We start from the raw sequence: 25,551 nt of genomic DNA, 5'->3' as shown, positions 1-25,551 counted from the left end.
CTCAGCCCTGGGCGCGCTCGGTGCGGTTCGCCAGCGGGTCGGCCTCGGCCTTGGTCGGCACCTTCACCAGCGCCTCGCCGTCGAGGACGGTCTCGCCCCCGACGGAGCACCGGCAGGCGAGGCGCGCCCGCCGCCGCTCGAGCATGAGTTCGGCCACCGTCACGGTGACGTCGACGACGTCGCCGATCCGCACCGGGGCGCGGAAGTTCAGGGTCTGGGAGATGTAGACGGCGCCCGGTCCGGGCAGGCGCGTGCCCAGCACCGCCGAGATCAGCCCGGCCGTGTACAGGCCGTGGGCGATGCGGGTGCCGAAGGGCGTGCGCGCGGCGAAGTGCTCGGACAGGTGGATCGGATTGCGGTCGCCGGTGATCTCGGCGAAACCCACCACATCCGACGAGGCGATGGTCTTCGACAGAGTCTCCGACAGTCCGACTTCGAGATCCTCGAAATAGAGCACGCGCAGTTCGGGCAGCATGACGCGGCAGACCTCCGGTTCGGGCCGGTCATTCGTCTCGTGCGGCCGGCTCCGGCAACGGCGTCGCACGATCCCGGCGCCGAATCCACCCGGACAAAGGCTGAAGGGCCTCGAACTTTCTTGAGCCGCCGACAGGGTTTTCTCAACAGCCGCTCGACAGAGCCGTGCGCGTCGGCGAAGAGGCGTCCCGTGATCGCCGATGATGTGCCCCCGCCCGCGCGGCCCGCCCTGCGCCCGGTCGTCGCCCGCGTGGCGGCGCTCAACCTCGGCTATTTCGGCATCGAGATCGCGGTGGCGCTCGCCATCGGCTCGGTGGCGCTGATCGCCGACAGCCTCGATTTCCTCGAGGACGCCGCGATCAACCTGCTGATCTTCGCGGGCCTCGGCTGGAGCGCGCGCAACCGCGCCCGCCTCGGGACCGCCATGGCGGGCATCCTGCTGCTGCCGGCGCTGGCGGGCGCCTGGGCGGCCTACGGCAAGATCGCCGATTTCACCGCCCCCGCCGCTCTGCCCCTGACCCTCGCGGGGCTCGGGGCACTGGCCGTCAACCTCACCTGCGCGCTGATGCTCGCCCGGCATCGCTCCGGCTCGGGCAGCCTGACCCGGGCGGCCTATCTCTCGGCACGCAACGACGCCTACGCCAATCTGGCGATCATCGCCGCCGGCCTCGTGACGGCCCTCCACCCATCCCCCTGGCCCGACCTCGTCGTGGCGGCCGGGATCGCGATCCTCAACGCCGACTCGGCCGCCGACATCCTCAAGGCGGCCGCGGCCGAGCGCAGAGCCGCACGATAGCGGCCCCTCAGCAGCGACCATCATGCGCATCTTCCCCATCTCGGATCTGCACCTGGAGCGACGCCGCCTCGACCTGATCGCGCCGCCCGCAGAGCCGTTCGACCTGCTCGCCTGCCCCGGCGACCTCCACGAAGGGCATCCCGAACGGGGGCTCGCGGCCCTGCTGCATCTCGCCCAGGGGCGGCCGATCGTGCTGGTGCCGGGCAACCACGAGCGCTATGCCCCGACCGGGGACCGGCGCACCGCACCGGAGCTGCTCGCCGCCCTGGAAGACGAGGTCGCCCGGCTCAACGAGCTGGGTGCCCGGATCCATCTGCTCCAGCGCGCGCAGAGCTGCGTCATCGACGGCGTCCGCTTCGTCGGCACCACCCTGTGGAGCGACTGGAACCTCGCCGGGCGCTGGCTCGCCCCGGATGCCCCGGACCGGCCCGCCGATCCGGTGGCCTACGCGGCCGCCCGCATGACCGATCCTGTGACGGGCTCGCGGGAATATCTCGGCGCGATCCGCAAGGCCGACGGCAGCCCCTGGCAGCCCGCGGACGCGATGGCGGAGCACCGGATCGAGCGGGCCGCCCTGCACGCGGCGCTGCAGATCCCGCACGACGGTCCGACCGTCGTGGTGACCCATCACCCGGCGAGCCCGTTGGCCGCGGACCGGTTCCGGGACGTGGCCGGCGTTCCCTGGTGGGTGCCGGCCTTCTATGCCAGCACGGCCCTCGACGCCCTTTCCGATCCCGCGCGACCGGCGCTGTGGATCTCCGGGCATTTCCACGCGGGCCACGACCTCGCGGTCGGGCGCTGCCGCTGGGTCTCGAACCCGGTGGAGGGCGCGACCTACAGCAGCGATTTCGTCGTGGAAGTTGAGAACCGGTGATTTAGTCCCGTCCCAAGAGATCGGACCGTCGAGGCTGTGCCGTTGCGCACGGCTTGGCCGTAACGGCGGGATGTTGTCGGAGCGAGCGCCCGTCCAACCCTGATCGGCCCCGCATCCCGGGGGCCTGGTTCGGGGTTCTCATGGTCGGATTTAGCCTGACGTCACGCGAGTTCGCGGCGGTGGTTCTTGCCGTCACCGCTCCCATCTCCGTCGCGTCGACGGCGACGGGCGCCCGGGCGGCTTCCGCTGCGCAGCCGGGGCAGACGGTCGGTCTGCCGGTGGGCGATCAGCTTCCCGTCGGCCTGTATTTCGTGAACCTGTCGAGCTTCGGCGTGCGCGGCACCCGCCCGCGGGATTCCGCGACCAACGTCAACCTGCCGACCTTCGCGTGGGCGACGCCCTGGGACGTCGCGGGCGCGCGCCTGCAATTCTTCTTCACCCAGCCGATCGCGGCCGCGAGCAGCCAGGGGGCGCCCTACCAGAGCGGCGTCGGCCAGCAATTGCTCGCCGCGCAGCTCGCCTGGGATCTCGGCGGGGATGTGGGTGTCAGCTACCTGTTCGGCGGCTACCTGCCGATCCAGACGCGCTTCCTGACCCAGTCCGCCTCGCTGACCCACCGCTTCGCGGTCAGCTACACCGGCCAGGGCTGGAACCTCACGGCGAACCTGCTCTACGGCGTCTTCCTCGACCCGCGCTCGCCCAGCGGCACCCTGTACCCGGACTACCTGAACCTCGACCTGACCATGACGAAGAAGTTCGGCGCGTGGCAGGTCGGCGCGGTGGCGTTCGGGTCGACGGACCTTCCCACCGGGGTGGCGAGCTACCGCCCGCAGGGGCAGATCGCGGTGGGCGGTCTCGTCGGCTACAATTTCGGACCCGTGAACCTCCAGGCCTACCTCACCCACGACGTGGTCGAGCGCAATTACGGCGGCCGCGAGGTCCGCGGCTGGCTGCGGGCGATCGTGCCGCTGTACCAGGACAAGAACGAGGTCGAGCCGGGCCGCACCCTCGTGACGCGGCGGCAGGCCGAGTAGCCAAGCCGGCTGACGCTGTCCGGGCTGGTGCCATCCCGGGCGCAGGCGGCGGATCCGGGTCACGGACCGCTGCCGCGCGGCGAATGCACGACGACGGGGCCGGACGGGGCGCCCGTAAAAAAGGGGCCTCCGAGATCGTCGATCTCGGAGGCCCCTTTTGCGTGCAGGATTGCGCTGCCGTTCAGGCGGCGGATCCGCGCCCCGGCTGACGGGGCGCGGCAGAGCCTTCAGCCGTGCACCAGCACGTTGCGGAACTGCCAGGGATCGCTGGTGTCGATGTCCTCCGGGAACAGGCCCGGGCGGTCGGTGAGCGGCGTCCAGTCCGTGTACACGCCCACGACCGGGCCGAGATACGGGGTCTGGACCTCCAGGCAGCGGCGGAAATCCATTTCGTCGGCCTCGACGATGCCGGCCTCCGGGTTCTCCAGGGCCCAGACCATGCCGGCAAGCACCGCCGAGGTCACCTGCAGGCCGGTGGCGTTCTGGTACGGTGCGACCCGGCGGGTCTCCTCGATGGAGAGCTGCGAGCCGTACCAGTAGGCGTTCTTCTTGTGGCCGTAGACGAGCACGCCGAGCTCGTCGATGCCGTCGACGATCTCGGTCTCGTCGAGGATGTGCTGCTGCTCCTGCACCTTGGCCGCCTTGCCGAACATCTCGTGGAGCGACAGCACGGCGTCGTCGGCCGGGTGGTAGGCGTAGTGGCAGGTGGGCCGGAAGACCGGCTTATCGCCCTCGCGCACCGTGTAGTAGTCGGCGATCGAGATCGCCTCGTTGTGGGTCACGAGGAAGCCGAACTGCGAGCCGGCCGTCGGGACCCAGGTGCGCACCCGCGTGTCGGCCCCCGGCTGCAGCAGATAGATCGCGCAGCGCGAGCCCTTCTCCTGCTCGCGGGCGTTGTCGGGCTTCCAGGTCTCGTGCGTGCCCCAGCCGAGCTCGGCCGGCTGGTTGCCCTCGGAGACGAAGCCCTCGACCGACCACGTGTTGACGAAGACGCCGCGCGGCTTCGGATTCTTGGCGCGCTGCGTGTCGCGCTCGGCGATGTGCACGCCCTTCACGCCCAGATCCTTCATCAGGGCGGCCCACTCGGCCTTGGTCTTGGGCTCCGGCCGCTCCAGGCCGGTATCCTGGGCGATATTCAGGAGCGCCTGCTTGACGAACCACGAGACCATGCCGGGATTGGCGCCGCAGCAGGAGACCGCCGTGGTGCCGCCCGGCTTCTGCTCGCGGGCATCGAGGATGTTCTCGCGCAGGGCGTAATTGGTGCGGTCGCCCTGGCTCTTGGTCTTGTCGAAGTAGAAGCCCGGCCAGGGCTCGGCCACGGTGTCGATGTAGAGGGCGCCGAGTTCGCGGCACAGCTCCATGATCGCCCGCGAGGAGGTGTCGACCGACAGGTTCACGCAGAAGCCCTGGCCGCCGCCTTCGGTGAGGAGCGGGGTGAGCACGTCGCGGTAGTTCTCCGGCGTCAGCGCCACCTTCTCGAAGCGCAGGCCGTGCTTCTCGGCGAGGGCGCGATGCGTGTCGACCGGGTCGATCACCGTGAAGCGGGCCCGGTCATACTCGAAATGGCGCTCGATGAGCGGCAGGGTGCCCCGGCCGATCGAGCCGAAGCCGATCATCACGATGGGGCCGCTGATCCGGCCGTGGATCGGGTGACGGGTCGGCTGATCGGTCATGCGGGATATCCTCGTTGGCGGATGCCGGGCGCGTCCGCTCATCTGGCTCGCGGGCGGGTTATGGCGCGCGTGTGACAGTGCAGCGACAGGCCCGCGCCGCCGGAGCGGTGCCGGTGCGGTCCAGGGGCCGAGTCGCCGGAAGCGCGCTCAATGGCCGCTCGCCCGTCGCCGGTCAACCGCGCGGATCCGCGCCTTCGTTAACGGCATCTTGCACGCGGCGGGTCGAAACCATGACCTCGACGCATGCGCCCCCCGCCTTGGAACGGATGGCAGGCTCCGCGTGCAGGGCTCATATTGCAGTGCAGCAAGGTCACCGAGAGGACCGCGGGAACTGGGGAGCGTGGAAACGCCCGGGCCCTCGCACTTGGAGTCCGTCATGCTCGCGCTCATAACCTCCCGGATCCCCGGCCCGGCCGTCGAGACCGCCGACCGTGATCCCGGCTTCCTCACCCTCGTCTTTGCGGTCGCCCGTGGCCTGCGCAACGGAGCGGAGACCGCCTTCGCGCGCCGCTGCGCCCTGGCCCGCGCCGTCGGCGGCCCGAATCCGCTCTGAGGGCGGCCCCCGACCCACTGACGATGCTCCGGACGATTGCGTCGCCCCGGCTAGGGCATTAGGCGGCTCTGCCGTCCAATGGCTTCGGGGGATCGTGATTCCATGCCGACATTTCGTGCGCATCTGCGTCTCAGCCTGATCGCGACCTTGCTCACGGCGGTCCCGATCCTGGCGGCGCGCGCACAGGATGCCGAGCCCGAGGCCGCGCCGGCCGCCGAGGCACCCGCCAAGGCCCGTCCCAAGCCCCGGCCGAAGCCCGTCCCCCACAAGGCGGCCAAGCCCGCGGAGGCGGCCAAGCCCGCCGAGGCGGCGAAGTCCGAGGCGGCCGCCACGCCTGCGGCGGCGCTGGTCCACGCCGCGTGGCCCACCGGAGCCAGCACCGTCAGCGAGAGCTACGGCGACTGGACGATGACCTGCACGCGTCCGAACGAGAAGGTCACCTGCATCGTGGCCCAGGCACAGGGTGATTCGCAGACCGGCCGGCGCAAGTTCGGCATCGAGCTGCAGACGCCGGCGAACGGCCGCTCCGAGGGGATCGTGCTCATGCCCTTCGGACTCGCCATCGAGCCGGGCGTGACCTTCAAGCTCGACGAGCAGACCCTGGGCAAGGGCGCGCCCTACACGACCTGCAGCGCCGAGGGCTGCATCGTGGCGATCAGCTTCCCGACGCTGGCCCTCGACGGCATGCGCACCGCCAAGGCGCTCACCGTGACCGGTCAGAAGGCGGGGGGCACCGAACCGGCCACCGTCTCGGTGCCGCTGGTGGGTTTCCCCCAGGCCTTCGACCGGGCCGTCGCCCTCAGCGGCTGAGGCCCGTCGCCTTTTCCGGTTACGGTTAAGCCAGCGTTAGCCGCAGCGCGGCAGGATCCCGCCGAGATGTGGCGCCGCGCGCCGCGGCGCGTCCAGTGCCGCGCGCCGGGTTCGGATCGGCGAGGCGATGGGATCGGTGGGCGGGCGACCCCGGGTCGGTCGAGGACGTGGCGTGCGGCTGCTGACGACGGCGTCGCTGGCGCTGCTTGCCCTTCTGGCGGCGATCGACCCGGTCCTGGCCGCACGGCTGATCGGCGCGAAGGGCAGCGAGAGCGGCAACGGTGCCGGCGGTTACGGCCGGATCGTGTTCACCTTCGACAAGCCGGTCGCGATCAAGACCAAGCTCGCCGGCGGCGTGCTGCTCGTCGGCTACGGCGAGCGGATCGCGGCCGGGCCCGAGCACCTCGCCGACGACATGCCGGCTTTCGTCGCCAGCGTCCGCCGCGATCCTGACGGGACGGGCCTCCGGCTCGCCCTGCAGCGGCCTTACCAGGTCAACGTCCAGACGGCCGGCGAGCGGGTGTTCGTGGACCTGCTGCCGGAGGGCTGGTCCGGCCTGCCGCCGCCGCTCCCGCCGGAGGTGATCGCCGAACTCGCCCGCCGGGCCCGGGCCGCCGAGGAGGCGCTCAGGGCGCGCATCCCGGAACCCGTGCGCCGGCCGCTGGCGCTCGAACTGGCGCGGCTTCCGACCTTGACGCGGCTGTCGCTGCGCCTGCCCGCCGAGGCCGTCTCAACGGTGACCGCCGAGGGGCCGGCGACGCGGGTGCGGGTCGTGGGGGCCTGGACCATCGACACGGGCGAGACCCGCGGCCGTCCGAGGCCGGGCATCGCCAAGCTGGCCACAGAGATCGACGCGAGTTCGGCGAGCCTGCTCGTCACCCCCGAGGACGGGTTCACGATCGGCACCGAGCGCGAGGACGGCGCCATCATCGTGGACGTGGTCCGGCGCAAGCCGCCGGAGCCGGCGACGGCCGCCGTCGACGTGCCGGGGCCAGCCGCTGCGACAGCGTCGCCGCCGGTCCCGGTCCCGCCGCGCCAGGCGGCGCCGGCCGCTCCGCCCCGGCCTCCCGAGGCACCGCCGAAGCGCCGTGCCGGCGGCGGCCTGGTCTTCCCGTTCCAAACCCTGCCGCCGGCCGTCCTGTTCGAGCGCGGCGGCGTCGCGACCCTGGCCTTCGAGACCGCCGAGCCGGTGACCCTGCCGCCGGCGAGCCAGGGGCTCGCGCCAATGGGGCCGCCCGCCCGGAGCGGCCCGCTCACGGTGATGCGGTTTCCCGTCCCGCCCGGACGCCTCGTCGATCTCAGCGCCGTCACCACCGCCAGCGGGGTCGCCTGGGAACTCTCGGCGGGCGAGACGCTGAGTCCGAGCGACACGATCGATCCCGTCCGCAAACCCGATCCGTCCGGCCGCATGGCCGTCACCCTGGCGCTGCCGCATCCCGGTTCGGCGACGTGGCTCACCCTCGACAACGAGCGGATCGCGGTGGTCACCTCGGCCGCGCAGCGCCCGGTCGGCAACCCGAAGAGCCGCCGCTTCGTCGATTTCGAGATCCTGCCGAGCCGGCACGGTCTTGCGGTGCTGGCCGGCGCCGACGATCTCGCCGTGCGGCCCGAGCTCGAGAGCGTCTCGATCGGCCGTGAGGGCGGTCTCGCCGCCTCCATGGCGGCCCGCAAGCCGGAAGCGGTGCTCGCGGATGCGGGTGCGCTTGCGATCGCGAAGGAGCCCTGGGAGCGTGCCCGGATGGGCAACGTCCGCGAGACCCTGCGCGGCCTCTTCGACGCGGCCGTCGCTGCGACGCCATCCGAGCGCGGTCCGGCCCGCCTCGCTTTGGCGCGTGCGGATCTGGCCAACGGCCTCGACTACGAGGGCCTCACGGTCCTCGAGATCGCGGCCGCCGACGATCCGCTCCTGGCCTCCCAGCGCGAGACGGCCATCCTGCGGGGCATGGCCCTGGTGCGGATCGGCCGGAACGCGGAGGCGCTGAAGGCCCTCAGCGTGCCGACCCTGGCCGATGATCGCGAGGCCGCCCTGTGGCGGGCGATGGCGGCAGCGGGTGCGGGCGACTGGAAGGCGGCGGAAGCCGGCTTCCTCAAGGTGCTGCCGCTGGCCAGCGGCTATCCCACGGATGTGGCGCAGCTGATCCGGGCGAGCGCGGCCGAATCGGCGATCGAGAACGGCGATGCCGAGACCGCCGCCGCCCGGGCCGAGGCAGAGCGTCATCTGGCGCCCTGGATCCGGGACCGCTTGGCCCTGGTCCGCGCCCGCGTGGCCGAGGCGACCGGCCAGACCGAGGCGGCCCTCGACGCCTATGCCCGCCTGGAGGATTCAGCCGTGCGGCCGGTCTCGGGCGAGGCCGCCCTCAGGGGGGCGCTCCTGGCTCGGGCTTCCGGCAAGCTGGCCCTCGATGCCGCCACCGAGCGGCTGGAGCGGCTCGCCCTGACCTGGCACGGCGGCCCGGTCGAGGACGGCATCACGGCCGGCCTCGCCCGCCTCTACCTCGACGCGGGCCGGTGGCGGGACGCCTTCACGGTGGTGCGCCGGGCCAATGCCTCCGCGCCCAACGCCCCCACCACGGAGGCCCTGACGCGGGAGGCGCAGATGGCCTTCGAGAACCTGTACCTCACCGACAAGGGCGACAAGCTCTCCGGGATCGAGGCTGTGGCGCTCTTCTTCGACTTCCGGGAGCTGAGCCCGATCGGGCGGCGCGGCGACGCGGTGGTGCGCCGGCTGGCCGACCGCCTCGTGGGCCTCGACCTCCTCGATTCCGCCGCCGACCTGCTGAAGTACCAGATCGACAACCGCCTCACCGGCCCGGCGCGGTCCGCCGTGGCGACGCGGCTCGCGACGGTGCGGCTGATGGACGACAAGCCGATGGAGGCGCTCAAGGCCCTCGACGCCACCGAGCTGCCCGAGCTCCCGGGCGAGCTCAGGCGCGCCCGCGGCCTGATCCGCGCCCGTGCCCTGTCGGACCTGACCCGGACCGACCTCGCCCTGGAGACGATCGACGGCGAGAGCGGCCCGGATATCGACCGGCTGCGCGCCGACATCTACTGGGGCGCACGCCGCTGGCGCGAGGCCGGCGAGGCCCATGAGGCGCTGCTCGGCGATTCGTGGCAGTCCGGCCAGCCGCTGGACGATCAGGCGCGCGCCGACGTGATCCGCGCCGCGATCGCCTACGATCTCGCGCACGAGGCCATCGGCCTGGAGCGGCTCAAGGCGAAGTTCTCGGAGGCCATGGCGGCGAGCCCGGACGCCCGCACCTTCGCGCTCCTGACCGGCATGGACCCGACCCGGGCGCCGGGCTTCCGGGACATCGCCGCGCGCGCCACGAAGGCCCAGACCCTGTCGGCGTTCCTGGCCGAGTATCGCAAGCGCTACCCGGACGCCGCCACACCCGCGCGCGGCGGGCCGGACGCACCCGGCGCGAGCGGCGAGGCGTCCCAGGAGGCTCCGCAGGCAGGCGGGGCGGGCGGCCAGCAGAGCAGCGCCGGATCGCCCGGCGCGCCGCCCGGGTGAGCCGGCCCGTCGATCCGGACGCCCTCCTGACGACCGACGACGGTCGCGTCTGCACGCCCGAACGGAAGGCCGAGCGGCGCGAGTTCCTGTGCGGCCTGCAGGGCGCCGGCACGTCGAGCGGGATCGCCCGGAAGGGGCCGCAGGCCGGCCGCGTCTAGGCCGATGCCGCGCGGCCCGTCAGGCGACTCCGCGCACCGATCCCCGCCATCGCGCGATCCTGCGGTGTCGCCGCGGAGGCCGTCCGGATTCGCCCGGATCGTCGACGGCCGGTCGCGGCTGCCGTCATCCGCCGTAGCTCTGGACCAGCGAGCCGGCGACCAGGGTCCAGCCGTCGACCAGCACGAAGAAGATCAGCTTGAACGGCAGGGCGACCGTCGCCGGTGGGACCATCATCATGCCGACGGCCATCAGGACCGACGCGACCACGAGGTCGATGATCAGGAACGGGATGAACAGCAGGAAGCCGATCTCGAAGGCACGGCGCAGTTCCGAGATCATGAAGGCCGGGGTCACGATTTCCAGGCCGACATCCTCCGGGCCCTTCGGCGCCGGCACCTTGGCGAGGTCGAGGAACAGCTTCAGGTCCTTCTCGCGCACATTGCGCAGCATGAAGGTCTTGAACGGCGCCGAGGCGCGCTCGAACGCCTGCGCCTGCGTGATCCGGCCGGCGACCAGCGGCTCGATGCCGGCGCTGTAGGCCGCGCGGCCCGTGGGGGCCATCACGAAGGCGGTCAGGAACAGCGCCAGGCTGACCAGCACCGCGGTCGGTGGCGCCGTCTGGGTGCCCAGCGCCGACCGCAGGATCGACAGCACCACGACGATGCGGGTGAAGGCCGTGGCCATGACCAGCACCGACGGGGCCACCGCCAGGACGGTGATCAGCGCCACGAGCTGCAGGGCGCGCTCGGTGGTGCCGCCGGCGCCCAGATCGAGGGTGACGCTCTGCGCGAGGGCGGGGCCGGTGGCGAGCAGACCGCCGGCCAGTCCGGCCAGGGCGAGCAGCTGCAGGCGCGGCTTCGGGACAAGGGCCGCCGGGCGAGGCGGCACGGGACGATTCTGGGTCACGGATTGTCGCAGCTGGGTGTGGCCGGACGCACCCCGGCCCGGCGCGCTTCGAGGTTCTGCCAGACGAGGAGCGCCGGCAGACCGAGCACCACGTCGGGCACCCGGCGGGCGAGCGAAAGGGCGAGGGCGGTGCCGGCATCGATGCCGAACAGACCGCAGACCAGGACGAGCCCGCCCTCCTGCACACCGAGGCCGCTCGGGACCGGAAAAGCGGCGGCCTTGATCGCCTGGCTGAGCGCCTCGATCACCAGGATGTCGGCCAAGCCGACATGATCCACGCCGATGCAGGCGAGGACGACGGCGACCTCTGCCGTGCCGAGCAGCCAAGCCAGCGCGTGCAGGACGAAGGATTGGGCCAGGTGGCCCCGTCGGCTCGGCGCCCAGATCGTGTCCAGAGCCCCCTGGATCCGCCGGGGCGGCTCGGGGCGCGCCTCGGTCTCGCGCACGAAGCGCCGGCCGAGGGCGGTGAGCCGATCCTCGATCACCCGCACGATGCCGATCCGCTGGAGGGCGAAGAACGCCGCGACCACCAGACCGGCCACTGCCAGCGTCCGCAGCGTCCAGCTGGCGAGCGCAGCCGCTTCGGCGCCCTGGACCCGGCTCAGGAGGCCCGCGCCGAGACTGGCGAACAAAGCGAGGGTTCCGACCTGGAAAAGCAGGTCGGCCAGGACCGAGGCCGCCGCCAGGGACCCGGCAACACCCCAGAAGGTGAGAAGGCGTGCCCCGAGGACGTCTCCGCCCACCGAGGCGACGGGCAGCAGAACGTTGATGCCTTCGCGGACGAAGCGCAGGATCAGACAGGCCGGGCCGGCCGGGGGCGGCAGCCCGTCGAGGATGCGCGCCCAGGCGAGGCCGCAGAGGAGGATCACGAGGATCCGCACCAGCGTGACGCCGGCGAAGCCCGCGAAGCCGATCCGCCCGAAGGCCGTGGCCACGGCGGCCAGATCGTTGGTCGCCACGAGCCAGACGGCGAGACCGAGGCCGATCAGGGTACCGATCAAGGGGAGGCGACGCAGCACGGCGTGGGCTGCCCGCCGCTTCCGGGAAACGTTGTTGCCGGTCACGGTGCGGGGGCCTCGCGTCGAGAGGCGGGCAAGAGCGCGCTCCAGGTTGTGCCGGTCAGCGGACCGGCGGCGATTCGTCGGATGGTATCGCCGCTAGAGCGGTATTGGGGCCGAATTCGGGGATTGCACGGCGGGGCAGGACGGGATCGAGTACGGCGGCACGCGCTTCGGCCGGGCCGGCGGCGGGATCGAGCAGGAAAACGCGGCCCGCAGCCAGGCTCGCGCCGGTGGCGACCGCCACCGCGCGCTTGGGGCAGGGGCCGAGGCAGCCCGATTCCACGACACAGAGCTTCCTCCGGCGGCCGGCTCCCCCGTCCTGGACGGCCTGCTTTCCGGCCTTTTTCAGCAGGGCACGGAGGTCTCGGCCGCGCAGACCCTGCCGCTTGGCGCATTTGGAACAGACGACGACGATCTCGGTGAGCTTGGTCTTGGCCGAACGGCCGGTCGGGCGGCCATCCACGCCCGGGACATGGGGTTCTGTCATCATCCAGAGACTGTAGGACGCGATACCCGGTGCGGGCTACGGTGCCTGTCGCCGCGGTGCAGCGACGGGCGGAGCGGCCAAGCCGGGTGCCATAAAAAGGGCCTAAAAGAACGGGATTCCGGTTATCGCGCACGGGCCGCCCCTCGGCCGGCGCCGCGGCAGCGGAACCGGCGCAGACCCAGGAACAAAGAGCGGATGAGCTTCGACGACGTCAAGGACGACACGCGCGAAGGCGAGATCGTGACGTTCGCCGCACCGACGATGACCGAGTTGCGGCGGAGCGCGGAGACGATCCGGCCGGTGCCGGAGAAGCGCACCGCACGAGCGCTCGTCGCCTCGGTCCGTGAGCGCCTGGACTGGACCCGTCTGCCCGGTCTGCGCCCGCGGCAGGAGGACACGTCGAGCTACGGCGCACGGATCATCCGCCGGATCGGCTTCTTCGTGCTTTTGCCCACCCTGGTGGTCGGCCTCTACCTGTTCGCCTTCGCGTCCAACCAGTACGTCGCGGAGGCCCAGTTCGCGGTGCGCGGCAATGTCGAGCCGATGGAGAACATCTCGCTCGGCCAGTACACGAACCTGATCCAGAAGCATAACAGCCAGGACAGCTTCATCGTCCGCGACTACATCAACAGTCAGACCCTGGTCGAGGCTCTCGAGAAGAGCATCGGCATTTCCAAGATGTTTTCGCGGTCCGAGGCGGACTTCTGGGCGCGCTTCGATCCGACCGATCCGATCGAGGATCTCACCAAATACTGGCGCAAGCACGTCGAGGCGCATATCGACTCGATCTCAGGCGTGATCCGCCTGTCCGTGCGCGCCTTCACGCCCGAGGACGCCCTGACCATCGCCCGCGCGGTGGTGTTGCGCTCCGAGGCTCTGATCAACGACATCTCGAAGCGGGCGCAGTCCGACATGGTCGCCCAGGCCGAGGCCGACGCCAAGGTCGCGCAGGACCGCCTGCGCAAGGCGCATCTCGCGCTGCAGGCCTTCCGCAATCAGTGGGGCGTGATCGATCCGATCAAGTCAGCGGAGGGAACGCTGACGGCCCTGACGTCCCTGCGGAAGGACAAGCTGAAGGCCGAGAACGACCTGCAGGTCCTGCGCGGCTCCAATCTGGACGAGCGGTCGCGCTCGATCCAGACGCTGGTGGCCAACATCGCGGCCATCGACCAGCAGATGAAGACGCTCCAGGACGAGATGACGAGCGCCACCGCCGGCGCGGGCGGGCAGAACCTGACCGAGGCGCTGCTCCAGTACGAGGGCCTGCTGGTCGAACGGACCATCGCCGAGAAGCTCGAGGAATCAGCCCACACCCTCCTCGACCGGGCCCGCGTCTCTGCCAGCAAGCAGCACATCTTCCTGGCCACCTTCGTGCCCCCGGTCCTTCCCACCGACAGCCTCTACCCCGAGCGGGGCCATACCCTGCTGGTGGCGTTCTTCTGCTTCCTGGTGATCTGGAGTTCGTCCGCGCTCCTGCTCGCAGGCATCCGCGACCAGAGGATGTAGCCGCGGTCGCGGCTCCCGGATCTGGATCCGGGGCGGCGCGGTCTGTAGAGGGAGGCGGCCCGGCCTTTCGGGCGTCCCAGAATGAGCGAACGCTAACACGCCATGTCGGATTTCTCCGATCTCGTCGCGAAGGCGATCCAGCCGTCGATGACCCGTCAGGAGCGCGAGGCGGTCTACACGGTGGTGCGGCAGGCCGTGCTCCGGCTGCAGGAGCGGGAGGCGCTGCCCGCCGACGATCCGCGGGTGGCCCTCCAGCGCCATCTGGTCGAGGAGACGATCCGCGACGTGGAGGGCGACGTGGCCCGCTACGAGTCGCTGCGCAAGCTCGACGCGGCCTTCGCGGCCCAGACCGAGGCCCACAAGGCGGCGCAGAGCGGGCGGCGCTAGGTCCGTTCACGACCGCGTCGAGACAGCGCCATCCGCATCGATTCCGGGCCGGATTTCCGCCGAGCGGGAGCGCGCCTGAGCGGGGATCGGTCCCGCGACCCCTGGCGCGTCAGCCGCAGGCGACACTCGTCCGGACGCTCCCGGGCTCGGCCACTTCGAGCCCTGCCGAGACGTATTCGTTGAGCTTGTTGCGCAGGGTCCGGATCGAGATGCCGAGGATCCTGGCGGCGTGAGTCCGGTTGCCGAGGCAATGATCCAGGGTGTCGAGGATCAGGTCGCACTCGACCTGCGCCACGGTCCGCCCCACCAGCCCGCGGGTGGCGGCCTCGGCGACCTGCGCGGCGCGCGCGGCCGGTCCCTCGGCCGCGAAAGTCTCGCCGTCGGGCGAGAGAATCGCCTCCGGGCCGATCGTGTCGCCCGAGGCGAGCAGCACCGCCCGGTGAAGGGTATTCTCCAGCTCGCGGACGTTGCCGCGCCACGGGTTCTTCAGCACCAGGGTCCGGGCTTCCGGAGAGAGCGGGCGGACCGGCATCCCGTTCACCGCGGCGTATTTCCGGGCGAAGTGGGTGGCGAGTTCGATGATGTCGGCCGGACGCTCCCGCAGGGGTGGCAGCCGCAGGGCGACGACGTTGAGCCGGTAGAGCAGGTCCTCGCGGAACGTGCCCTTCCGGACTTCCTCGGCGAGGTTGCGGTTCGAGGTGGCGAGCACGCGGATGTCGACCCGCACCGGCGCCGTGCCGCCGACCCTGTCGATCACCCGCTCCTGGAGGGCCCGCAGCAGCTTCGCCTGCAGGCGCACGTCCATCTCGGAGATCTCGTCGAGGAGCAGCGTGCCGCCATTGGCCTCCTCGAACCGGCCGATCCGTCGGGCGACCGCCCCCGTGAACGCCCCCTTCTCGTGGCCGAACAGCTCGGATTCGAGCAGCGCCTCGGGGATCGCCGCGCAGTTCACCGACACGAAGGGCTTGCCCGCCCGGTTGGACTTCTGGTGGACGTGGCGGGCCAGCACCTCCTTGCCGGTGCCGCTCTCGCCGGTGATCAGCACCGAGGCTTCGGAGCGCGCGACCTGCTCGGCGAGCTTGACCACCCGCTCCATGGATGGGTCGCGCCAGACGAAGGCCGCGCGATCCGTGGCGACCGCCTCCAGCACCGCGGCGATCATCTCCGGGTCGGGGGGGAGGGGGATGTACTCCTTGGCGCCGGCCCGGATCGCCGCCACGGCGGCCGACGCGTCCGCCGACACGCCGCAGGCGACCACCGGTGTGCGGATCCGCTCCGCCTCCAGGGCGGTGACGAGCTCGCGGATCGGCAGCCCGACATCGATCATGATCAGGTCGGCGCCTCGGGCGCGCAGGACGTTGAGGCCCTGCGGCACGGCATCGGCCTGCGTCACCGACGCGCCGCGCTGCATGCAAATCTTCGAGGCGGTGATCAGCTCGCCATTGAGCCGCCCGATCATCAGAAGCCGCATGGTTCGTCCCTCTCAAACATCCTGGCGCGGGTTACGCGCCGAACTGGCCTGCGGCCGTCGCCGGCGCCCGGGCCACATTCTCGGTCGCCCGGGTCATTCACCCTTGACGATCTCGGTCATCGTCACACCGAGCCGATCCTCCACGAGGACGACCTCGCCGCGGGCGACCAGCCGGTTGTTGACGAACACGTCGATCGCCTCGCCGACCTTCCGGTCGAGTTCGAGCACCGCCCCGGGCGCCAGCCGCAGCAGGTCGCCGATCGGCATCCGGGCCGAGCCCAGGACCGCCGAGACCATGACGGGCACGTCGAAGAGCTGCTCCAGGTCGGCGGCGGTCTTCGGGGTGGTGGGCGCGTCGCGGATCGAGCCCGCCGCGTAGTCGGTGTCGTGCTCGCCGAGCTGGGGCAGGCTGAAATCGTCGGACATCAGGATCTCCTCACAGGCTCGTCGGCAGGCCGAGGGCGTCCAGCACCGCCGCCTCGATGCGGGCGCGCTCGCGGACGATGCCGCCGTCCGCCCACTCGATGCGGGCGTCGCCCGCCGCCATGTCGGGGTCGCCGAGGACGACGAGGCGGCCCTCGTAGCCGCGCTCGCGGGCGAGGCGCTTCACCAGGGTCTCGACCTCCTCGACGAGGCTGTCGTGCACCCGCACCACCAAGTGCGGCACGCCGCGCAGATGCTGGAGCGCCGTCCGGGCCGCCTCGCCGATGCCGGCGAGCGGGGCGGCATCGAGGGCGTCGCCCGCCACCTTGCGGGCGATCAGCATGGCCACCTCGACCGCTTGCGCCTCGCGCTCGGTGTCGCGGGCGTCGGCCTGGGCGATCAGGCCCGCGGCGGCGAGCGCCAGGCGGGTCATGGCGTCGGCGAGCCGCCCCTGGACCTGCGCCTCGGCCTGGGCGCGTCCCTCCTGCAGGCCGCGGGCATGCGCCTCGGCCTCGGCGCGGAGCGCGGCCTCGGCGGCGCGCTGGGCCTCGGCGCTCGGGCGGGCGCTGCGGAAATCGGTCTCGAACAGGAACGGCTTGGCGCTCCGGGCGGATTGGGCGCTCAATAGACCAGCTCCTCCTCGGCGCTATTCTTGGCGATCATGATCTCGCCCTTCTCGGCGAGGTCCTTGGCGATCTCGGTCATCTTCGCCTGGGCTTCGTCGACCTCCTTGAGCCGGACCGGCCCGAGGGCGGCCATCTCGTCGGTGAGGTTCTTGGCAGCCCGGGTCGACATCTGCTGCATGAAGAAGGCCCGGGTCCTCTCGTTGCCGCCCTTCAGGGCGCGGCACAGGGTGTCGTTGTCGACCGAGCGCATCAGCGTCTGGACGCTGCCGGGATCGAGCTTCAGCAGGTCCTCGAAGGTGAACATCAGCTCGCGGATGCGCTTGGCCGAGCCGCGGTTGGCCTGGTCCAGGGCGGCGAGGAAGCGGCCTTCCGTCTGCCGGTCGAAGGCGTTGAACACGTCGGCCATCATCTCGTGGGCGTCGCGGCGCTGGGTCTGGGCGATGGTGGAGACGAACTCGACCCGCAGGGTCTCCTCGATGTGGCGCAGCGCCTCCTTCTGCACCGTCTCCATGCGCAGCATCCGGTTGAGGCAGTCGATGGCGAAATCCTCGGGCAGGATGGTGAGCACCTTGGCGGCGTAGTCGGCCCGCACCCGCGACAGCACCACCGCCACGGTCTGCGGGTACTCGTTGCGCAGGAACGAGGCGAGGATCTCCGGGTCGACCTGGGCGATCGAGGCCCAGACGCGCTTGCCCGACGCGCCCTTGATCTCCGCCATGATCAGCGAGACCTGGTCGCTCGGGAAGATCTTGAGGAGCAGCGCCTCGGTCCGCTCGAAATTCGACGAGATGCCGCCGCTGTTGCCGAGCTTCGTCACGAACTCGATGATCAGCTTCTCGACGGTCGTCGCCTCCAGCGTGCCGAGCTGGACCATCGCGGCGCTGACCTTTTTGATCTCCTCCTCTTCGAGCGCCTGCCAGATCGGCGCGCCTTCCTCCTCACCGAGCATCAGCAGGAGCGCGGCGGCGCGCTGCGGACCGGGCATCGCCGCGAACGAATCGCCGCCCGCCGTCGCCAGCGTGTTCGCCAAACCCTGTCCCGCACCTGCCGCCATCGTGTTGCCCTCGACGCCCTACGCTTCACTCTTCCTGGATCCAGGTGCGCAGCACCTCGACGGTCTCGGACGGGCTCGCCCGGACCATGTCGACCACGCGCTGGACCGTCTCGGCCTGGACCTGGCCGTTGATCTTGGCGAACTCCATCAGCCGCGCGGTCGGATTGTCGCGGTCGATGACCGTCACGGTCCCGCTCGGACCCGCAACCACGGCGTCGCCGGGAAAGCCCATGCCGGCCGCGGCCAGAGCCGGCGCCTCCGGCACCGGCGCGAGCACCTGGCGCACCAGGGGGCGGACCACCGTGAGGAGGACGATGAGGGTGAGCAGCGCCAGGACGGCGAGTTCGGCCATCCGCAGCACGTCCTCCTTGGTGGGGGCGAGCAACGACTGGATGAGCGTGGGCTCGGTGAATTGCGGCACGCTCGGCGCCTCCGCGAAGCGCAGGTTCACCACCTCGATCTGGTCGCCGCGGGCCTTGTCGAAGCCGACCGCGCCGCGGACCAGGGCGGTGATCCGCTCGATCTCGGCGGGCGTGCGCGGGCTGTAGGTCTGCTTTCCGTCGGGCGCGGTGGCGTACACCCCGTCGAGGACGACGGCGACCGACAGGCGCTTGATCCGGCCGCCCTCGGCGATCTCGGTCTTCGTCACGCGGGAGATCTCGTAGTTCGTGGTCTCCTCGTTCTTGTTCGTCGCGTCCTTCGGCGTGGGCGCCTTGTCGCCGCCATTGGCGCCGGGCAGCTCGTTGCCGACGCTGACCTGCCCCTCGGCATTGCCGGTAACCGCCGATTCGGTGCGGGTCTGGGCGGAGCGCACGACGCGGCTCTCGGGATCGAAGGTCTCGGAGCGGCTTTCGATCCGGTTGAGGTCGAGTTCGGCGTTGACCTGGACGCGGGCCCGGCCGGTGCCGACGATCCCGGCGACCACGTCCTCGATCTGGCCGCGCAGGCGCCGTTCGAGGGCGGCCTGCCGGTCCTCGAAGCCGCTGGCGACGTCGGTCCCCGCGTCCCGGGCGCCGTCCGCCAGCAGTCGGCCGCGCTCGTCGACGATCGAGACCCGGTCGGGCTTGAGGCCTTCGACCGCGGAGGCCACGAGATGGCGGATCGCCCGAACCTGCCCGGCGTCGAGGTCGCCCATCAGCTTCAGCACGATGGCGGCGCTCGGGCTCTCCCGGTCGCGCTCGAACAGGCGGCGCTCCGGCAGGACGAGGTGGACCCGGGCCGCCTGGACCCGGCCGATCGCCCGGATCGAGCGGGCCAGCTCGCCCTCCAGGGCGCGCAGGTGATTCACGTTCTGCACGAAGTTGGTGGACGAGAACGCATCGCCCTTGTCGAAGATCTCGTAGCCGACCCCGGCCTGGGTCGGCAGCCCCTTGCCGGCCAGATCCATGCGCAGCTTGGCGAGGTCGGGGCGGGGAGCCAGGATCGTCTGCCCGGCATCGCCCCGGGTCTCGTAGCGGATTCCGCGGCTGTCCAGCTCGCGGACCACGGAGGCCGAATCCTGCATCGACAGGTCGGAGAACAGCACGCCCATATCGGGGCGCGAGACCCGCAGGATGATGAACGCGAAGAAGCCGATGAGGGTCAGCGTCACCGCCGCCATGGCGGCGATTCGGGCCGGTCCGAACTTCGTGACGAGATCGAGGACCGGCTTCACGGGAGGATTCGCTGCACTCTAACGCTGGCGGACCCCGGCGGCCCGCTCGGCAGAAATTGCCCAGGTCGTGGTTAGCGAGGCGTTAATGCCGCGCAACCGGGCTCCGAAGGCGGGCGCCGGAACAGCACGAAGCCGCGCCCGGAATCCGGACGCGGCTTCGTGGGTTCTCGGATTCGGGCGATCCACCCCACCGGCGCCGTCGACGTGGTCGCTGCGGGAGTGAGGCCATCGCGTCAGTCCAGGATTGCGAAGCGGAGCCCGTCATCCAGAGCCGCCGACGCGCCGGGTTTCGGCACCCTCGGTCGTGTTGGGGTTCCGGGGGCGTCTGCAGCATCCCGGAACGATGGCGCCCGACAGAGGCGTCGGATAATCAGTGGCGGTAATGCTGGATCCGCGTCGTCCGCAGGCCGGCGAGACCGTGCTGGTCGATGGAGAACTGCCAGCTGAGGAATTCCTCGGTGGTCAGCGTGTAGCGCTTGCACGCCTCCTCCAGGCTGAGAAGGCCGCCGCGCACCGCGGCCACGACCTCGGCCTTGCGCCGGATCACCCAGCGACGGGTGCTCGGGGGCGGAAGATCCGCGATCGTCAGGGGGCTGCCGTCGGGCCCGATCACGTACTTCACTCTCGGGCGGCTCGGTTCGGTCATGATACGCTCTACACTCGACTGACCTGTCGAGCATTGAAGGTACTTGCGCCCGCTTAAGAGATGTTGAAGCGAGTCACTCGGATGTGATTCGTTAAGTGCCACTTGTGGACAACCCGATGGTCTGCACGCTGGACAGCGGCACTTTCTGGGAGCCGATGATCAGCACCGGTGTCGTCCCGCTGAGATCGACCTCGTCGACGGTGCCGGTGAGGCTCGTGTCGACCGCCACGGTGGCGCCGGTGGCGTCGGTGGCCGAGACCTTGATCGAATAGTTCCCATCCGGCGCGGTCAGGCCCGCGGAGGTCTTGCCGTTCCACGTGTAGGCCTGGCTTCCGGCGGTCAGCGTCGTGCTCTGCGTGGCCACGACGTTGTTCTGGGAATCGAGGATCGAGATCACCGCCTTGGAGGCGGCCCGGGCGGGCGTCAGTGTCCAGGAGGCCGAGCCCTTGGACAGCTGCGACGCGCTTCCATCCGCCGTCACGGTCTTGCCGATGTAGCTCGTGGCCGAGGCCGAACTCGCCGATTGCGACGCGCTCAGGATGCTGTCGAGGCGGTCGTTCGATTTGAGCTGCTGCTCGACGCCGGCGAACTGGACCAGCTGCTGGGTGAACTGATTGGTGTCCATCGGATCGAGGGGGTTCTGATTCTTGAGCTGCGTGGTCAGCAGAGTCAGGAACTGCGTGAAGTTGCTGGCGATCTCGGTGGAGTTGCCGCTGCTGCTGCTCGACGACGCGCTCTTCGTCGCCGTCGTGCTGGTGAGGCTGGATATGCCGCTCGTCATGCTGATCTCTCCGGTGCTGCGCCCTGGCGCGGGCCTGGATGCGCGCTGTGTCTGTGTCTGTGTCGGTTCGCGATGCGGGCGCTTGCGCGCGCCGCCTAGATTCTCATGTCGACGCCGCCGTAGCCGCGCAGAAGGCGGATCGGGGCGATGTCCTGGGAGGCCTCGGCCTGATCCTGGGACCAGTTCGCCCCGTTGCCGCGGGGGGAATCCCCCTGCTGGCCGCCGCTGCCGCCCTGGGCGCTCCCGTCGCCCCGCAGCGACAGGTTGATTCCGCCGCCCGAGGGGTCGAATCCGGCCTGGGACAGCGCCTGTTGCAGCTGGCCGGCGTCGCGCTGGAGCAGGGCCAGGGTCTCGGGCCGGTCGACCACGAGGTGGGTCATGACCCGGCCATGCGCCTTGTCGATCTCCAGCTTGACGTCGATGCGCCCGAGTTCGGCCGGATCGAGCCGGATCTGGAACTCGTTCGATCCGCGCAGGGAGCGCAGGCCGATGGTCATCGGCACTTGGCCGATGGGGATGGGCGGATCGGTCTGGACCGGCGCGGCGGTCTGGTTCGGCGCAGCGGTGCCCTCTGCGGCCTTCGTCGTGCCGACGGCCGGGCTCGACGGGACCGGCGGCGTCTGGCCGCCCTGCGGGGCCGGCGGCGTGCCTGGGAGCGGACCTGCGCCCTGTCCCATATCGGCCAGGGCAGTCAGGAAATCCTGGCCGTCCTTGTCCGATGTCGCGACCGCGGAGCCGCCGGCCGCCGGGCCCTCCACCGGGACGGTGCTCTTCCCCACCGAGCCCGGCTCGTTGCCGGCGCCTGCCGCCTTCGCCCCGGAGGGGATGCCGGCGATGCCCGATACGGCATCACCCGCGGGGCTGCCGACCGGCCCGCCGCTGCCGGGAGCGCCCACGGCCGCGCCCGTTCCAAGGAGCGCTGTCCCGCCGTCCTGCGCGGTCGCCGCGCCGGTGCCCGCGGGCGCCTCGGTCTTGACCGTTCCGGTCGCCGCGCCGCCCTCGGTCAGCGCGGCGATGAGGGCCAGCAGCGAGGCGGCAGGGTCCGAACCGGCGGGCGTGGCGGCGGGCTCGGCCGTCTGCGGCGCAGTCGTCTCAGCCTGCACCGTCGTCTCGGCCTGCGCCGCCTCGGGAGCCGCCGTGTCGCCTGTGGCGGAGGCGCGATCCGATGAGGTCGTGGCAGCCTCGGAGCCCTGTCGTGCGGCGGGTTTCGCCTGGCCCGTCTGTGCGTCGCGCGCCGCGGCCGGCATCCGCGCTTCCGGGCGTGCGTCTGCGGCGGCGCGCGGTGCGTCGGCCTTGCCGGTACGCCCCGCCGGAGCCGCCGCCTCCGCCTGTCGGGCGCGGTCGGCCGTCCGGTCCGCGGCGCGGGTCTCGGCCTGCCGCGCCGAATCCTGCGCACGGTCGCCGGCCGCCCGGGCGGCCTGGGCCTGATCGCGCTGATCGGCCTGTCGGGTGCGGGCCGACGCGGCGAGGTCGCGCAGGTCGGCCGTGCGGGCGCGCGTCTCCGCCGCGTCGTCGCGGGCCTGGGCGGCGGTCAGGGCGGCGCCGAAGCGATCCTGCGTCGAATCCCCGGCCCGGGCGGCCACGCCCGCCGCCTCCCAGCCTGACCGCGGGGCAGACGCACTCCGCGCGGACGGAATCCAGGTGGTGACATCCAAACGATCCGCCGCACCGCTCGCCATACCGGACTCCTCTGGGCCGCCCGCAGCAAGCCGCGCGCCACCGGGGTGGCCCGCTAAGATACTGAAAAATATAGTGCTCTTCCGCGGCGCGCGGCGCGGCCCTGATCGAACCTGCCGCCCGATCGGCAGGATCTGCCGGGTGTCGGCGCTGGCCGCCCTGGAAAGCCGGGCGAAGTCCCGCTATAGACGGCCCGTGCAGCCAGGAAGCTTCCGGGCCGGCGGCTGCGGACCCTCGCGATGAACGCCCTCGATCTTCCCAAAGCCCCCCACGAGACGCGCGTCGTCGTCGCCATGTCGGGCGGCGTCGATTCCTCCGTGGTCGCTGGACTGCTGAAGCGGCAGGGCTTCGACGTGGTCGGCGTGACGCTCCAACTCTACGACCACGGCGCGGCGAGCCACCGCAAGGGCGCCTGCTGCGCCGGCCAGGACATCAACGACGCACGGGCGGCGGCGGAGCATCTCGGCATCCCGCATTACGTCCTCGACTACGAGGACCGCTTCCGCGACGCGGTCATCGAAAAGTTCGCCGAGAGCTACCTCGCGGGCGAGACGCCGATCCCCTGCGTCGAGTGCAACCGCACGGTGAAGTTCCGCGATCTGCTGGGCCTCGCCCGGGACCTGAACGCCGACGCGCTGGCCACCGGCCATTACGTGGCGAGCCGGGCGCTGCCGGGCGGCGGCCGGGCGCTCCACCGCGCCCTCGATCCGGCCCGGGACCAGAGCTACTTCCTCTACGCCACCACGGCGGAGCAGCTGGCATTCCTGCGCTTTCCCCTGGGCGAGATGGAGAAGACCGAGACCCGCGCGCTCGCGAAGGATCTCGGCCTGTCGCTCGCCGAGAAGCCGGACAGCCAGGACATCTGCTTCGTGCCGCAGGGCCGCTACAGCGACGTGATCGCCCGCCTGCGCCCCGATGCGGCGCGGCCCGGCGAGATCGTCGACCTCGCCGGCCACGTCCTCGGCCGGCACGACGGCATCGTCCACTACACGGTGGGGCAGCGGAAGGGCCTCGGCCTGTCCGGGCCGGAACCGCTCTACGTGGTGCGCCTGGAGCCGGATGCGGCCCGGGTGGTGGTCGGACCGCGCACAGCCCTGGCCACGACCCGGATCCGCCTCTCGGACCTGAACTGGCTCGGCGAGGGCCCGGCAGAGGCCGTGCGCGACCTGCCGGTGGCGGTGCGCGTGCGCTCGACCCGGCCGCCGCGCCCGGCGACACTCACGGTCGGGCCGGACGGCACGGCCGAGATCGTTCTCACCGAGCCCGAGGACGGCGTGTCGCCGGGCCAGGCCTGCGCGATCTACGCGGATGACGGGCCCCGGGCCCGGGTCCTGGGCGGCGGCACCATCCGGCGTGTCGACGCGTTGTCGGCCCGGCCCCGCGAGGCCGCCTGATCTCAACCTCTGGAACCTTCGAACGATGCTGAGCGAGCCGCAGATGGCCGGGCCGAGCACGGCCCTGATGCGCAAGGCCTATGCCCGCTGGGCCCCCGTCTATGACGTGGTCTACGACAAGCTCACCGAGCCCGCGGCCCGCGCCGCCGTCGAGGCGGCGGCCGAGCATGGGCCGCAGATCCTGGAGGCCGGCGTCGGCACCGGGCTGGCGCTGGGCTACTATCCGACATCGAGCTTCGTCTGCGGCGTCGACCTCTCCGAGGACATGCTCAAGCGCGCCCGTGCCAAGGTCCGGCGCCGGAACCTGTCCCACGTGAAGGGGCTGCAGGTGATGGATGTCTGCCACCTGGGCTACGCCGATGCGAGCTTCGACGCGGTGGTGGCGCAGTTCCTCATCACCCTGGTGCCGGATCCCGAGGCCGCGATGTCCGAGTTCCTGCGGGTGGTGCGGCCGGGCGGCGGCATCGTGCTCGCCAACCATTTCGGCCAGAGCGACGGCCCGGTCGCCCGGGTCGAGGAGATCGTGGCCCCGCTCTGCACCAAGATCGGCTGGTCGTCGGACTTCAAGGCGACGCGGATCGAGGCCTGGGCCCGGCGCAACGGCGTCGAGGTCCTGGGATTGAAGCCGACCTTCCCGGGCGGGTTCTTCAAGATCCTGCGGATGCGCAAGCCCGGGTGATCGAGACCGGGAACGCGCCCGTCGGCGAAGAGCGGCGTGACGGACGCTGGAGGCGGCTGCGGCGCTGGCTCCCGCTGGTGCTGCTCCTGACGGTGTCGGCGATCGTCGTGGTCTCCGGCGCCGCCCAGCTCCTGAGCCTCGACCGACTCCTCGCCTCGCGGATCTGGCTGCGCGGCTTCGTCGAGGCCGGCTATCTCCGCGCCTTGGTCGCGGCCTACTGCCTCTATGTCGGGGCCGTGGTCGTGTCGGTGCCGGCCACGCTGATCCTGACGATGGTCTGCGGCTTCCTGTTCGGCATCGTGCCGGGCGCGCTCACCGCGGTCTGCGCGGCCACCACGGGCGCTGCCCTCGTGTTCGCCATCGGCCGGGGGCCGGGGGCCGACCTGCTCCGGCGGATCGGCGGCACGCGCCTCGCCGGGTTGGCCGAAGGCTTCCGGCGCGATGCCTTCGGCTATATCGCGGTCCTGCGCCTCCTCCCCCTGTTCCCGTTCTGGGTGACCAACCTCGCCCCCGCCGCCTTCGGGGTGAAGATGCGGGTCTTCGTCCTCGCGACCTTCCTGGGGCTGCTGCCCGGCGCCGTCGTGTACGCCACCACGGGAGCGGGCATCGAGGACGTCATCGCCGCCCACGAAGCCGCCAAGGCGGCCTGCCTGGCGGCGGGGGCGGGCGGCTGCGACGACGCCCTGACCCTGCGGGCCCTCGTCACGCCCAAGATGGTGGCGGGCCTCGCGATGCTGGCCGTCTTCGCCCTGGTCAGCGTGCTGCTGAGCCGGCGCGCCAGACGCGGCTGAGAGCGACGCCCGGGATACGCAATCCTCCGCCGGCTGTGTTTTTCCGTGTCTTAGGGCACATGCAACCGCCTGCGGGTGGATATCGTATAGTGCTCACTGCCGAGAGCCTGTATTGCCGCCT

General features: G+C 71.5%; 25 protein-coding genes. 12 read left to right on the top strand and 13 right to left on the bottom strand.

What is annotated here, in order from left to right:
• Position 1: 1 nt before the first annotated feature.
• Positions 2–475 (bottom strand): 3-hydroxybutyryl-CoA dehydratase, encoded by a 474-nt coding sequence (gene croR, locus ABIC70_RS01430; protein WP_354438673.1) that lies wholly within the window; start codon positions 473–475, stop codon positions 2–4.
• A 189-nt stretch (positions 476–664) separates the two neighbouring features.
• On the opposite strand from croR, the gene ABIC70_RS01425 reads away from it, so the two are divergent.
• From ABIC70_RS01425 to ABIC70_RS01415, 3 genes are all read left to right on the top strand, one after another.
• Positions 665–1,270, top strand: a complete 606-nt coding sequence (locus tag ABIC70_RS01425) for a cation efflux transmembrane domain-containing protein (protein WP_182591268.1) — start codon at positions 665–667, stop codon at positions 1,268–1,270.
• 22 nt (positions 1,271–1,292) lie between these two features.
• Complete coding sequence (locus tag ABIC70_RS01420; protein ID WP_354438672.1) at positions 1,293–2,144, top strand: metallophosphoesterase; 852 nt, start codon at positions 1,293–1,295, stop codon at positions 2,142–2,144.
• 140 nt (positions 2,145–2,284) lie between these two features.
• Positions 2,285–3,178 (top strand): transporter, encoded by an 894-nt coding sequence (locus tag ABIC70_RS01415; RefSeq protein ID WP_111473438.1) that lies wholly within the window; start codon positions 2,285–2,287, stop codon positions 3,176–3,178.
• 227 nt (positions 3,179–3,405) lie between these two features.
• Here ABIC70_RS01415 and ABIC70_RS01410 read toward each other — a convergent pair whose 3' ends face one another.
• Positions 3,406–4,851 carry a homospermidine synthase gene (locus ABIC70_RS01410; protein WP_043760165.1) on the bottom strand — a complete coding sequence of 482 codons (1,446 nt, stop codon included), beginning with the start codon at positions 4,849–4,851 and terminating at the stop codon, positions 3,406–3,408.
• A gap of 376 nt (positions 4,852–5,227) precedes the next feature.
• Between ABIC70_RS01410 and ABIC70_RS01405 the strand changes: the two genes are divergently transcribed.
• The 4 genes from ABIC70_RS01405 to ABIC70_RS01390 all read left to right on the top strand — a co-directional run bounded on the left by ABIC70_RS01405 (position 5,228) and on the right by ABIC70_RS01390 (position 9,886).
• Positions 5,228–5,404, top strand: a complete 177-nt coding sequence (locus tag ABIC70_RS01405) for a hypothetical protein (RefSeq protein ID WP_164706345.1) — start codon at positions 5,228–5,230, stop codon at positions 5,402–5,404.
• 102 nt (positions 5,405–5,506) lie between these two features.
• Positions 5,507–6,214, top strand: coding sequence for an invasion associated locus B family protein (locus ABIC70_RS01400; protein WP_279901024.1), 708 nt, complete (start codon positions 5,507–5,509; stop codon positions 6,212–6,214).
• A 127-nt stretch (positions 6,215–6,341) separates the two neighbouring features.
• The gene (locus tag ABIC70_RS01395; RefSeq protein ID WP_354438671.1) at positions 6,342–9,728 is read left to right on the top strand and encodes a hypothetical protein; all 3,387 of its coding nucleotides are present in this window, start codon (positions 6,342–6,344) and stop codon (positions 9,726–9,728) included.
• Positions 9,725–9,886, top strand: a complete 162-nt coding sequence (locus tag ABIC70_RS01390; protein ID WP_274926342.1) for a hypothetical protein — start codon at positions 9,725–9,727, stop codon at positions 9,884–9,886. The genes ABIC70_RS01395 and ABIC70_RS01390 overlap by 4 nt, the downstream gene beginning before the upstream one ends.
• Positions 9,887–10,010: 124 nt before the next feature.
• On the opposite strand, the gene fliP is transcribed toward ABIC70_RS01390, so the two are convergent.
• From fliP to ABIC70_RS01375, 3 genes are read right to left on the bottom strand one after another with little or no spacing between them, the layout of a single operon-like run.
• Positions 10,011–10,793, bottom strand: coding sequence for a flagellar type III secretion system pore protein FliP (gene fliP, locus ABIC70_RS01385; protein WP_446720942.1), 783 nt, complete (start codon positions 10,791–10,793; stop codon positions 10,011–10,013).
• The gene (locus ABIC70_RS01380) at positions 10,790–11,857 is read right to left on the bottom strand and encodes a flippase-like domain-containing protein (protein WP_274926341.1); all 1,068 of its coding nucleotides are present in this window, start codon (positions 11,855–11,857) and stop codon (positions 10,790–10,792) included. Before ABIC70_RS01380 ends, fliP begins: the two co-directional genes overlap by 4 nt.
• Before the next feature lie 55 nt (positions 11,858–11,912).
• Complete coding sequence (locus ABIC70_RS01375; protein ID WP_286962585.1) at positions 11,913–12,317, bottom strand: hypothetical protein; 405 nt, start codon at positions 12,315–12,317, stop codon at positions 11,913–11,915.
• Positions 12,318–12,536: 219 nt separating this feature from the next.
• Here ABIC70_RS01375 and ABIC70_RS01370 point away from each other — a divergent pair, with 219 nt between their 5' ends.
• Positions 12,537–13,847: a KpsE/RkpR family capsule polysaccharide export protein gene (locus tag ABIC70_RS01370; protein ID WP_043386053.1), complete on the top strand. Its 1,311-nt coding sequence runs from the start codon at positions 12,537–12,539 to the stop codon at positions 13,845–13,847.
• Between the two features lie 102 nt (positions 13,848–13,949).
• Positions 13,950–14,234, top strand: coding sequence for a hypothetical protein (locus ABIC70_RS01365; protein ID WP_354438669.1), 285 nt, complete (start codon positions 13,950–13,952; stop codon positions 14,232–14,234).
• Between the two features lie 109 nt (positions 14,235–14,343).
• Here the strand turns inward: ABIC70_RS01365 and flbD are convergent, their stop codons facing one another.
• From flbD to ABIC70_RS01325, 8 genes are all read right to left on the bottom strand, one after another.
• A complete protein-coding gene (gene flbD / locus ABIC70_RS01360) occupies positions 14,344–15,705 on the bottom strand; it encodes a sigma-54-dependent transcriptional regulator FlbD (protein ID WP_043386056.1) in 1,362 nt (453 codons plus the stop codon).
• 93 nt (positions 15,706–15,798) lie between these two features.
• Complete coding sequence (gene fliN / locus ABIC70_RS01355) at positions 15,799–16,131, bottom strand: flagellar motor switch protein FliN (RefSeq protein WP_012321962.1); 333 nt, start codon at positions 16,129–16,131, stop codon at positions 15,799–15,801.
• Positions 16,132–16,141: 10 nt separating this feature from the next.
• Positions 16,142–16,753 (bottom strand): FliH/SctL family protein, encoded by a 612-nt coding sequence (locus tag ABIC70_RS01350; protein ID WP_043347399.1) that lies wholly within the window; start codon positions 16,751–16,753, stop codon positions 16,142–16,144.
• Positions 16,750–17,808 (bottom strand): flagellar motor switch protein FliG, encoded by a 1,059-nt coding sequence (locus ABIC70_RS01345; protein ID WP_043347401.1) that lies wholly within the window; start codon positions 17,806–17,808, stop codon positions 16,750–16,752. Before ABIC70_RS01345 ends, ABIC70_RS01350 begins: the two co-directional genes overlap by 4 nt.
• Before the next feature lie 25 nt (positions 17,809–17,833).
• Positions 17,834–19,462, bottom strand: coding sequence for a flagellar basal-body MS-ring/collar protein FliF (fliF, locus tag ABIC70_RS01340; RefSeq protein ID WP_043347402.1), 1,629 nt, complete (start codon positions 19,460–19,462; stop codon positions 17,834–17,836).
• 370 nt (positions 19,463–19,832) lie between these two features.
• Complete coding sequence (gene sciP, locus ABIC70_RS01335; RefSeq protein ID WP_007569077.1) at positions 19,833–20,108, bottom strand: CtrA inhibitor SciP; 276 nt, start codon at positions 20,106–20,108, stop codon at positions 19,833–19,835.
• Between the two features lie 91 nt (positions 20,109–20,199).
• On the bottom strand, positions 20,200–20,889 hold the full coding sequence (locus ABIC70_RS01330) for a flagellar hook assembly protein FlgD (protein WP_043386058.1): 690 nt from the start codon (positions 20,887–20,889) through the stop codon (positions 20,200–20,202).
• Positions 20,890–20,984: 95 nt separating this feature from the next.
• Positions 20,985–22,472: a flagellar hook-length control protein FliK gene (locus ABIC70_RS01325; protein WP_287091302.1), complete on the bottom strand. Its 1,488-nt coding sequence runs from the start codon at positions 22,470–22,472 to the stop codon at positions 20,985–20,987.
• Between the two features lie 333 nt (positions 22,473–22,805).
• Here ABIC70_RS01325 and mnmA point away from each other — a divergent pair, with 333 nt between their 5' ends.
• The 3 genes from mnmA to ABIC70_RS01310 are packed head-to-tail and all read left to right on the top strand — an operon-like array spanning position 22,806 to position 25,430.
• Positions 22,806–23,960, top strand: coding sequence for a tRNA 2-thiouridine(34) synthase MnmA (mnmA, locus tag ABIC70_RS01320; protein ID WP_043760175.1), 1,155 nt, complete (start codon positions 22,806–22,808; stop codon positions 23,958–23,960).
• A 25-nt stretch (positions 23,961–23,985) separates the two neighbouring features.
• On the top strand, positions 23,986–24,639 hold the full coding sequence (locus tag ABIC70_RS01315; RefSeq protein ID WP_354438666.1) for a class I SAM-dependent methyltransferase: 654 nt from the start codon (positions 23,986–23,988) through the stop codon (positions 24,637–24,639).
• The gene (locus ABIC70_RS01310; RefSeq protein ID WP_354438664.1) at positions 24,636–25,430 is read left to right on the top strand and encodes a TVP38/TMEM64 family protein; all 795 of its coding nucleotides are present in this window, start codon (positions 24,636–24,638) and stop codon (positions 25,428–25,430) included. Before ABIC70_RS01315 ends, ABIC70_RS01310 begins: the two co-directional genes overlap by 4 nt.
• Positions 25,431–25,551 lie beyond the last annotated feature (121 nt).

This window comes from Methylobacterium sp. 1973 (genome assembly GCF_040545035.1).
GTDB classification, from domain to species: domain Bacteria; phylum Pseudomonadota; class Alphaproteobacteria; order Rhizobiales; family Beijerinckiaceae; genus Methylobacterium; species Methylobacterium fujisawaense.
Note: the sequence above shows the minus strand (reverse complement) of the source record. Positions and strands in the feature narration are given on the sequence as shown.

Coding starts and splice junctions, on each gene's coding strand:
- ABIC70_RS01420 (WP_354438672.1), top strand. CDS start 1,293: ATGCGCATCTTCCCCATCTCGGATCTGCACCTGGAGCGACGCCGCCTC.
- ABIC70_RS01370 (WP_043386053.1), top strand. CDS start 12,537: ATGAGCTTCGACGACGTCAAGGACGACACGCGCGAAGGCGAGATCGTG.
- flbD (WP_043386056.1), bottom strand. CDS start 15,705: ATGCGGCTTCTGATGATCGGGCGGCTCAATGGCGAGCTGATCACCGCC.
- ABIC70_RS01315 (WP_354438666.1), top strand. CDS start 23,986: ATGCTGAGCGAGCCGCAGATGGCCGGGCCGAGCACGGCCCTGATGCGC.
- ABIC70_RS01415 (WP_111473438.1), top strand. CDS start 2,285: ATGGTCGGATTTAGCCTGACGTCACGCGAGTTCGCGGCGGTGGTTCTT.
- ABIC70_RS01395 (WP_354438671.1), top strand. CDS start 6,342: ATGGGATCGGTGGGCGGGCGACCCCGGGTCGGTCGAGGACGTGGCGTG.
- ABIC70_RS01410 (WP_043760165.1), bottom strand. CDS start 4,851: ATGACCGATCAGCCGACCCGTCACCCGATCCACGGCCGGATCAGCGGC.
- ABIC70_RS01365 (WP_354438669.1), top strand. CDS start 13,950: ATGTCGGATTTCTCCGATCTCGTCGCGAAGGCGATCCAGCCGTCGATG.
- ABIC70_RS01405 (WP_164706345.1), top strand. CDS start 5,228: ATGCTCGCGCTCATAACCTCCCGGATCCCCGGCCCGGCCGTCGAGACC.
- ABIC70_RS01330 (WP_043386058.1), bottom strand. CDS start 20,889: ATGACGAGCGGCATATCCAGCCTCACCAGCACGACGGCGACGAAGAGC.
- fliN (WP_012321962.1), bottom strand. CDS start 16,131: ATGTCCGACGATTTCAGCCTGCCCCAGCTCGGCGAGCACGACACCGAC.
- mnmA (WP_043760175.1), top strand. CDS start 22,806: ATGAACGCCCTCGATCTTCCCAAAGCCCCCCACGAGACGCGCGTCGTC.
- croR (WP_354438673.1), bottom strand. CDS start 475: ATGCTGCCCGAACTGCGCGTGCTCTATTTCGAGGATCTCGAAGTCGGA.
- ABIC70_RS01345 (WP_043347401.1), bottom strand. CDS start 17,808: ATGGCGGCAGGTGCGGGACAGGGTTTGGCGAACACGCTGGCGACGGCG.
- ABIC70_RS01400 (WP_279901024.1), top strand. CDS start 5,507: ATGCCGACATTTCGTGCGCATCTGCGTCTCAGCCTGATCGCGACCTTG.
- sciP (WP_007569077.1), bottom strand. CDS start 20,108: ATGACCGAACCGAGCCGCCCGAGAGTGAAGTACGTGATCGGGCCCGAC.